Below are 6,894 nucleotides of genomic sequence, written 5' to 3'. Positions count from 1 at the left end.
TCTTTATGCTGCCTATAGAAGTAATAGCGAAGAGTGGATACTGAGTATGGTACGCGCCGGAATCGGTGTTGCGCTAATGCCGGAATTCACCATCACCAAAAATGCAGATCAGATTCGAGTTCGTTATCTGTCAGATCCGGAAATTCGTCGCACCATCTGCGCTATATTCCCGCCCACATCGGCCGCAAAACCCGAAGTGGCAGAAGTATTGAAAAGTCTGCGGATAGGTTTTTAAAAAATCACAGGTTAGGCAAAACTAAATCAAAAGTCCGATTATGGCGTTTATAGGGGTTAGGAAACCTCTGATTATTGCAGTTTTTCAAGAAAAATTGACGCGCAAGCCATTGCTTTAATTGGTGTTGAACCAATCGGCCAGAAAGCCGCCATACATGTTTCTCAATAGCAGACCTTCACCAACTCAATTTATTGTTGAAGGTTACAACGAAAAGCCCAGTTTTTGCTTGGCAAATCAAAAATCCTTTTAATATTCAGACATCACGTTCTCAATACGTCGATCTGGCACTAACCATAGCAATGCGACCAGCACATAAAGCCCTTGAGCTAACCATGGCGACCAAAACGTGCTTAGTGTCGCTATTAAGTAAATCAATGGTGAGGATTTACCCTTCCAGTCGCTACCGACAGCTCTTTTTAATAGCGAATTTGTCCCTTGTGAAACGATGATGAGGTATTGTAATAATATTTAAGCGATTGCTGCCATCAATAGAACCACTCCGTAAGCCATCGTTGGTATAGCCGCAAAGTGATTTTCCCCCATCCAGGCAGTTGTGAACGGAAATAACGATAACCAGAACAATAAATGCAGGTTTGCCCACAGTATCGAACCAGTGACTTTTTGGCATGTTTGCAGTAGATGGTGATGGTTATTCCAGTAAATGCCTACATAGACGAAGCTCAACACATAGCTTAAAAGCACAGGAATCAAAGGAATCAGCGCATTGATGTCCGCAGTATGGGGTACTTTCAATTCCAATACCATGATGGTGATAATGATGGCCAGTACCCCATCACTGAATGCCTCCAGCCGACCTTTACCCATGTCTTACCTCGTTAACGTACTGTAGTGATGGGTAGCTATTATTACAGCCTATGGTTACGCACTGTTTTTTAAAATACAAAATTCAATTGGGTTCTTACATAATCGCTATCATGTCCACCTTCAGTAATCACTTGTCCCGCAAAAAATGGGTGTAAGTAAAACCGAAGGAAAGGTGTTTATTGATTTCTCACTCTGTGTTTGCCGAAATGGCGAGGGCTCGATATTGGTAGGCACCCTCTATATGTGGATGTCGCAAAATTGGCCGTTGGATGCGGTCGCCAATGGCCGCTTTGTAGATCTCCAGTTCCCAGGCGCTGGATTTAGCTGACTGACTGGTTTGGAGAAGTGCGACCGTCAAGTTTGGGTCGAATTCGACCATTCAACCCCGGTTTCGAGTTTAAGCACAACCAGATCGGTTTAGCACTAGCTACGACAGGGGGATAAGCCCCAGTAAACTAACACCGCGACGTTGCCTATAGCTAATCAATGGCATGATACCTAGCGTAAATAGCTCATTTGCTTGCGCTTCGGTCAACACCGCTTCCGTTGCCGGCTGCAAGACCGGCTCACCTTCCGCCTCGAAACTAAAGGCCGGAATTTCGCTGAAAAACAAGACTTCGCTAGTGGTGTATTCTTGTGAGGTTCTGATCAGCCCGCGCGCCAATATCATGGACGCGCAGCCCCACAACAACTCATCTGCCCCAGGTATCGCCGAACACTCTTCAAATTCAAACGCATCGATAGGGTCGCGTTTTTGCCCGTACGGTAGCCGTAGCAAATAACGGGGATAGGCCAATAGCAGCCGCTCCGCGCTGAAATTTATGCGCGCTGCGGGCTCGGCGTTCAGCGTCTGCTGAATAAAACCTTGATCGGCATCCGTTAAGAAATAGCCGCCGCACTGTTGGGCCAGACTGCCGCAATAGGATAATAATTCAGTGTCCTCGGAGCTATCGGAAAAACGGAAATGTCCGATTAGCATGACCTCCTGCTCGCCATCCTCCTTTTGAATATGCTGCAATAATTTCCCAGCCAGCGCTGAGCTGCCGTTTTTTTGTTCCATCCTTAATTCAGCCTGGCTAATGTCCAGCAGATAAAAACCATGTCCGTCGGCAAATTCTTCATTCACCAGCATTTGAGTGGCTCGCCATAGCGCTTCCAGACCTTGAAAGTTCGGACTACGCAGGACTGCGCGCAAGCATTGGCTGATGGCCGCATCGATCACATCAAGCCAATGTTGATACTGCGGCTCCGTATTTTTGGTAACAAAAGGCGTTACCATTTGCTTAAGCAGACGCTCGACCGTGTCTGTCTCATCGTCTGTCTTTTCGGTTTTTTTACCCAAAAGACGCTCTAACATATCATCCTGACTTTCCGTTACCGCATCCGGCTCGACATTCGCCTGCTCCGACGGGAAAAAGGCTTGAATTTTCGCGGCGGCTTGCGCGGCCGTGACAGGATTGCTCAGCTGCTGTTTTAACACCCGCAAATCCGCAATGAGTTTTACTTTGTCCAACCAGGCATCCGGATGAAAATCTTCCATCGCTTCAAAGTGTAACTGCAAATGGCTATCTAGCTGGAACACAGGCTGTATATCGGCCATAACCTGATCGAAACTATCGTTATCGATAGCGCGCATTTTTCGTTGTTCCCAGGGCTTATCACTAACCCCGGAAAAATCACCCAAAATATAAAACCGGTAAGCTTGAGCCTGCTGGCGGGTTTGCGCGCCGCCGGGCTTGTTAAAATCAATACTAAAATCGATTCTGCCGGACATCATATCTCCTCTGGTTTTCCATTTTTGATAGACAGTAACAAAGCCTACACTCGGCAACAAGCATAGCAGACGAATTTATAAACATAAGGCCAAGCCTTTGTGTCCGGCTTATCCGTTAATGATAAAATCCGCCTTTATTTAATTTACAGGTCTTCGCAGCCCATGAATGCTCCTGCCGCACTTTACGAATCCTCTCTTCCGCACTTAAAACTACTAGGCCGCGGCAAAGTTCGCGACATGTATGAAATAGACGCCAGCCATTTGTTGATCGTCACCACCGACCGCATGTCGGCATTCGATGTCATCATGCCGGACCCCATTCCCGGCAAAGGTCAAGTATTGACTGAGGTATCCAATTTTTGGTTTGAGAAAATGCGCGGCATCATCCCCAACCATTTAGCCAACGACTTGAGTCTGGAACAGGTTATTCCGGATACTGCCTTAAGGCAACAAGTGGAAGGCAGGGCGATTATCGTCAAGCGCTTGAAACCGCTGCCGGTTGAAGCGATCGTGCGCGGCTATTTGATCGGTTCCGGCTGGAAGGATTATCTGGTCAGCGGCGCGGTATGTGGCATCAACCTGCCCGCCGGCCTGCAACAGGCTCAGCAATTACCCGAGCCGATCTATACCCCATCCAGCAAGGCCGAAGCGGGGGTACACGACGAAAACATCAGTTTTACCGACACCGTCGCCCTGATGGGCCAAGCGATTGCCGAACAAGTCCGCGATGTCAGCATCAAACTGTATACCTGGGCAGCCGAATATGCGCGTGAACGCGGCATCATCATCGCGGATACCAAATTCGAATTCGGCCTGGACGACAGCGGTACTTTGTATCTGATCGACGAAGCGCTGACTCCCGATTCCTCACGCTTTTGGCCGGTTGAACAGTACCAAGTAGGCATCAGCCCGCCCAGCTTCGATAAACAGTACTTGCGCGATTATCTCGAAACCCTGGATTGGAACAAAACCGCCCCCGGCCCCAAACTACCGGCCGACGTTTCCCGAAAATGCGCGGAGAAGTATCTTGAGGCCCAACAGAAATTGATCGGCCACTAAACGTTTATTCCGGCCCAACAAAAAGCCCGCCTTGGCTATTCGTCAAGGCGGGCTTTTTTAGCTCAAGACGTTGTCAATCAGCTATCCGCATCCAGCTCTTCGGCAGCAACTTTACTACCCGGCAGGTAACTCGGCGCCACGCTGATCAAGATGGTCAATAAAGTGGCCAGATACGGCACGGCCTGTACAGTCAGTACGGCAATCCACAGACGCCCGCTGGTGTTATCGAATTGTGGTTCCATACGCATCGCCACTATGGCTGCGATCAATAAGCTCAACAGCAGAATTTCCTGCCAGATCACCAGCAATCCGGCAATCAACGGCCCCTGTGCTTCGTATTTTGGCGTGCGCATGAAGGGTTTGCCGGACGTGAACAAACCTTGTAAGGTGCCGCGCGCCACCGTGTGAGTCAAGGATAGACCGGCCAACGCGGCACCCAACGCCTGCAACGTCGAACAGGCAACCCGCGCCTTATACAACCACAAGCCGCGCCCCACTTTAAACACGAACAAGCCGATGGTGGGCAGTAAGAACGCATCGATCGGCAATTCGCTATGCAGCGGATTGAGTACCAACAGGCTGGTCAAAATCAAGCTGGCGCCGGTAAACAATAGCGCCAAGGCATCCGAAAACCAGGGCAGCCAACCCGCCACGAAATAGTAACGTTGCGCGGAGGTCAGTGCTGACTTTTTGTTCGGCAAAAAGTGCCGCCAATGCTTTTTAATAATTTGCATGGCGCCATATACCCAGCGGAAACGTTGCGTCATATAGCCGGAGAAGGTGTCAGGCATCAAGCCGCGCCCGAACGACTCCTTGCAGTACACCGAATCATAGCCGGCTTCGTATAAACGCAAACCCAATTCGCTATCCTCGCAAATACACCACTCCCCCCAGGCGCCGACTTTATCGAAAGCCGATTTACGCACCATGGTCATGGTACCGTGCTGGATAATGGCATTGTATTCGTTACGTTGCACCATACCGATATTGAAGAAACCGGCATACTCCCAATAGCACATGTCTTTGAAGGTGCTTTGATGGGCATCTCGATAATCTTGCGGCGATTGTACGAAACCGACGTTCTCCTGATCGAAATACGGCACCATCGATTTCAGCCAATCCGGCGACAGGATGTAGTCGCTATCGATGACGGCGATAATCTCAGCGTCTTCGGCGGTATTTTCCATGGCGTAGTTAATCGCGCCCGCCTTGAAGCCTGGCCAGTTATCCAGGTGGAAAAAACGGAATTGAGCCCCCAGCCGATCGCAATCGGCCTGCACGGGTTGCCATACCGCCGGATCCTTGGTGTTGTTATCCATCACCAATACTTCATAGTTCGGATAATCCACTTTAGCCAGGGCGTTCAGGGTCTTACGCACCATTTCCGGCGGTTCGTTATGAATCGGCAAATGAATGGAGACTTTGGGATACTTGAAATCGGCGTTTGGCGTCAACGGCGAAAATGTGCGTCGCCCCTTGCGGTGCCACAAGACTTCCGCCAATTCCAGGCTTTCCGTCAACAATACCAGGATCGCCATGGCCTGCATCATCAATAAGATGCTCCAAAATACCACCGAAAAACCGGTTTGATATTGCGAGGCGGCGATAGAGGCCGACCAAAACAGCACCGAAGCCGCCAAGTTGGCCATGATGCCGAACAAAAACTTACCCGCCAATTTCAGGCGTTTGCGGGTAAACAAAAATGCCGCCATCAAAATAAAGCTGAGTACCGCAGCGCCGGTGGCAAAGTTGCGCCACATTGGGTTAGCGACCACCTCGCCTTCCATCGGAAATTTCGGTTGGCGATCGGCGTTGAACAAGCCCCAGTAAGCACCTGCCGTACCTTCGAGTTGAATTTTCCAGGGCTGGTCAAACGCCTCGATAATATAGTAAATAATGTGTTCCGCAGTGGCCCGATTCAGGAATGCCCGCAAAAACTTGGCTTCGTTGATCAGCGAGGCGGTTGCGTTTCTTTGCGGTGGACCGTCGGAAGGCCAACCCGCTTCAGTAATCACGATGGGCTTATTGGGATACAGCTGTTTCAGTTCGTAATAACGTTTGAACACATAATCGACTGCCGCTTCGCCTTTGGCGCCCTCCGGCAGGTCGACCGGCACCCCTTCCCAATAAGGCAGGACGTGGACACCGATATAATCCACTTCCGCCGCCAAGGCAGGATTAGCAACCCATATATCCCAAGTCTCGGAAGTACTGACCGGCTTCCAGGTGCGTTTTTTTACTTCGCGAATATACGCTATCAACTGTTCGGCTTTTTCAGCTACTTTGAGCTTAACCTCGGCCTCAATCTTGTCGTCGAGTTCCTGCGGGCTCAACTGATCTTTGTACTGTTCTCTGATCTGGTTGGCGACCGGACCAGCTAGTTTGGATCGTGCCCTCAGTAAGGATTCATTACCCACCAGAGTGCGAACTATCGCTTTAGGATACTGGTTACTTAAGTTAATCAGACTTTCAATATCGCGGCGGTTTTTTTCTTCGATCGCCTGCTTATCCTGTTCCGTGGCGTCGTCGTCGAACAAATCTATCCACGCCCCCATGGCCAAATTCATACCATTTTTGGCGGCCAATTCAGGCACGACTTCCATGCCTTCAATCGAGGTGTAAGTTCTGATTGAATGCACCTTATCTGCTAATAGTTCCAAATCACTTTGAACCTGTTCGCGCGTTGGGTAATTTTTCTGTTTAGGATCAAAGTCGCGGCGTGTGCCGTTGTAGGTGACCCCCATCATGGTGCTGTTCCAGGACGGCAGTTGCAACGGGTTGTTGATGTAAGTCCAGATGGCGAAGTTGACAACAACCAGAACGATTAACGTAAATAAGGTAGCGATTTTGGCTTTCATTTCGAGCAGAAAACTCCAAACTAAAAAAAGGGGGAATCAGTAAAAATTATGCTTTTGGATTCCTTGCTTACTAACAATTGGAATGCAATGTTTTTTGCAGATACAGTGTAGTCCGGTTTTGAATGACTAGTGGTTATTCCCAA

General features: G+C 49.4%; 5 protein-coding genes. 2 read left to right on the top strand and 3 right to left on the bottom strand.

Features of this window, described 5'->3' with window-relative positions; genetic code table 11:
• Positions 1-235 (top strand): LysR family transcriptional regulator substrate-binding protein (locus tag M0R33_RS13200; protein ID WP_292569821.1); only part of this gene is annotated, 235 nt, incomplete at its 5' end.
• A gap of 468 nt (positions 236-703) precedes the next feature.
• On the opposite strand, the gene M0R33_RS13195 is transcribed toward M0R33_RS13200, so the two are convergent.
• Positions 704-1,060, bottom strand: coding sequence for a TMEM175 family protein (locus M0R33_RS13195; RefSeq protein ID WP_292569818.1), 357 nt, complete (start codon positions 1,058-1,060; stop codon positions 704-706).
• A 427-nt stretch (positions 1,061-1,487) separates the two neighbouring features.
• On the bottom strand, positions 1,488-2,834 hold the full coding sequence (locus M0R33_RS13190; RefSeq protein ID WP_292569816.1) for a type VI secretion system contractile sheath large subunit: 1,347 nt from the start codon (positions 2,832-2,834) through the stop codon (positions 1,488-1,490).
• A 162-nt stretch (positions 2,835-2,996) separates the two neighbouring features.
• On the opposite strand from M0R33_RS13190, the gene M0R33_RS13185 reads away from it, so the two are divergent.
• On the top strand, positions 2,997-3,893 hold the full coding sequence (locus tag M0R33_RS13185) for a phosphoribosylaminoimidazolesuccinocarboxamide synthase (RefSeq protein ID WP_292569813.1): 897 nt from the start codon (positions 2,997-2,999) through the stop codon (positions 3,891-3,893).
• 77 nt (positions 3,894-3,970) lie between these two features.
• On the opposite strand, the gene M0R33_RS13180 is transcribed toward M0R33_RS13185, so the two are convergent.
• Positions 3,971-6,751: a glycosyltransferase gene (locus tag M0R33_RS13180; protein ID WP_292569810.1), complete on the bottom strand. Its 2,781-nt coding sequence runs from the start codon at positions 6,749-6,751 to the stop codon at positions 3,971-3,973.
• Between the last annotated feature and the right edge of the window lie 143 nt (positions 6,752-6,894).

The organism is Methylomonas sp. (assembly GCF_023228165.1).
GTDB lineage: Bacteria > Pseudomonadota > Gammaproteobacteria > Methylococcales > Methylomonadaceae > Methylomonas.
Note: the sequence above shows the minus strand (reverse complement) of the source record. Positions and strands in the feature narration are given on the sequence as shown.

Bases quoted from the DNA above. Each gene is read 5' to 3' on its own strand.
- M0R33_RS13180 (WP_292569810.1), bottom strand. From the start codon at position 6,751: ATGAAAGCCAAAATCGCTACCTTATTTACGTTAATCGTTCTGGTTGTT.
- M0R33_RS13185 (WP_292569813.1), top strand. From the start codon at position 2,997: ATGAATGCTCCTGCCGCACTTTACGAATCCTCTCTTCCGCACTTAAAA.
- M0R33_RS13195 (WP_292569818.1), bottom strand. From the start codon at position 1,060: ATGGGTAAAGGTCGGCTGGAGGCATTCAGTGATGGGGTACTGGCCATC.
- M0R33_RS13190 (WP_292569816.1), bottom strand. From the start codon at position 2,834: ATGTCCGGCAGAATCGATTTTAGTATTGATTTTAACAAGCCCGGCGGC.